Here is a 1829-nt window from a genome sequence, read left to right on the forward strand (position 1 = left end):
TCCCGGCGGGCGCCGTGCTGTCGGGCACTGTGGCTCAGGCTCCGGTGAGGATGCCGACCGTCTCGGCCAGCTCCAAAGCCTCCTGTCGCATCGAACGGGGGGCCTTGCGCCAGAGGTCGGCCGCGACCGACCGCGCTTGCGGGGTGAACCTCACCGTCTCCGGGCTGATCTTGAGCGCGACGCCCATGACATGGAGCGCTGCCGTGCGGTCGCCCCGGTCCAGGTGAGAGCGGGCCGTGTCCACCCACAGGCGGGTACGGCGTTCGGTCGAGGGGATCGCGTCGGGGTCGATCTCGTCCGCGAGGGCAAGAGCTCTGCCTGAGCTGCGAAGTTCGGTGGCGATGCTGACCGCGTGGAGGTCGACGTTCGCCCGGCCGAAGACAGTGGAGAGTTCGGCATATCCGGTCGGGAGGGACTTCGCGACCTGGTCGGCGGTGTCCCAATGGTTCCACGCGGAGCCGTCGCGGCCGTCGCGGGCTTCGGTGACCGAGGCGTGCAGGTGCAGCGCGCCGTACAGGCCTCGCCACTGTGGCGGCGCCTCGGCAAGGTGCGGACGGAGGCGGTCGGCTGCGGTGGTGACCAACATCATCGCACCTTCGTGCTCGCCCACGGCGCGCATGGTGTTCGCGAGGTTCCACGCTGCGGATCCCATGGCGACAGGGTCGTCGGCTTCGGCCGCTGCGGCCATCGCCCGGTCACCGAGCATCCACACAGCCTCGGCCGGCCCGATGTAGGCGATGACCTGTTGGGCGAGCCGGTACGCGGCGGCGAGGGCCACCAGCGCGGCTCGCCGCTCCTCCCCAGTGGCGGCCCAGGTGAGGGCTTCGCCGTGGCGAACCAGGTCAGGGACGATGTGGCCGACGTCGGTTCGATTGTTCGCCGCCTTGTGCCAGAGCTTCCACCCGGCATCGACCTCGGCCGCGTAGTCGGCGGCCGATGTCCCAGGCGGCAACGCGACCGGCGGACGGGTGCCGCGTTCCAGGAGCACCGCCCACACGGCGGCCGACGCCGGATGGAACAGGCGACCGGTGTTGACGGGCTGTGCGGTCTCGGACGGGCCGGTGATCACTGCGAGGTCGCTGACATGCAGGGCGAGGGCGACCTTCAACAACAAGCTGTGCGAGGAGAGCGGCCTCACGCCGCTCTCGATCTTCTTCAGCCAGTCCGTGCTCCGGCCGACCAGGCCGGCCAGGACGGGCCGCGTCATCCCACGTCGTTCGCGCAGAACGCGGATGCGCTCACCGGTGGATAGTTCCTCGGGCAGTTCGGACATGTGCCTCTCCTCCGCTGAGCGCCGCCACCGGGCAGTGGTGAGCTACCCGGTGACGGCGGCTCTCCCACCGTAGGGCGGCCCGTGATCGGGAGACAGCCCTTCCGACGGGTAGCGAGGGGGACACGGTGGGTGAGGGGGACACGCGGTCCCCCTTCCCGGCATTGCGTCACACTAAGTTCCCGATTTGTCACACAGCGCTGTTCATGCGTCTCCCCGCCGGGGAGCACGACGGACCTCCGTCCCGGCCCAGACGGCACACCCAACCGGGGCGGACACGGTGCCGGCAAGAACCGCCGGACCCGGGCACCCCGCCCGCACCTCCCGGTCTCACGGCGCGGGGTGCCGAACCATCGCACCGCCATGGCACCAGCGAAGGGAGCAGAGCCATGACCACCGTCACCACGACGGCCCTCAACGAAGTCATCGAGGGCCTGTTCGACGGCGACCCCGAGGTCTACGTCACTGAGACCACCGACCGCTACGAGTACAAGAAGAAGGGCGGCAGCAGCGACGCCCCACAGACCTACGACTCCTTCGAGGTCTGAGCACACCGGCT

The 1829-nt window shown here is 70.0% G+C and carries 2 protein-coding genes; one reads left to right on the top strand and one right to left on the bottom strand.

Translation table 11 applies throughout. The annotated features are described in order from the left end of the window. Window positions 1-34: 34 nt before the first annotated feature. Complete coding sequence (locus ABD308_RS26745; protein WP_344339497.1) at window positions 35-1273, bottom strand: helix-turn-helix domain-containing protein; 1239 nt, start codon at window positions 1271-1273, stop codon at window positions 35-37. 386 nt (window positions 1274-1659) lie between these two features. Between ABD308_RS26745 and ABD308_RS26750 the strand changes: the two genes are divergently transcribed. Continuing rightward, window positions 1660-1818: a hypothetical protein gene (locus ABD308_RS26750; RefSeq protein ID WP_344339500.1), complete on the top strand. Its 159-nt coding sequence runs from the start codon at window positions 1660-1662 to the stop codon at window positions 1816-1818. Window positions 1819-1829: the final 11 nt, after the last annotated feature.

It is taken from the genome of Kitasatospora putterlickiae (assembly GCF_039527695.1).
Taxonomy (GTDB): Bacteria; Actinomycetota; Actinomycetes; order Streptomycetales; family Streptomycetaceae; genus Kitasatospora; species Kitasatospora putterlickiae.

Bases quoted from the DNA above. Each gene is read 5' to 3' on its own strand.
- ABD308_RS26745 (WP_344339497.1), bottom strand. From the start codon at position 1,273: ATGTCCGAACTGCCCGAGGAACTATCCACCGGTGAGCGCATCCGCGTT.
- ABD308_RS26750 (WP_344339500.1), top strand. From the start codon at position 1,660: ATGACCACCGTCACCACGACGGCCCTCAACGAAGTCATCGAGGGCCTG.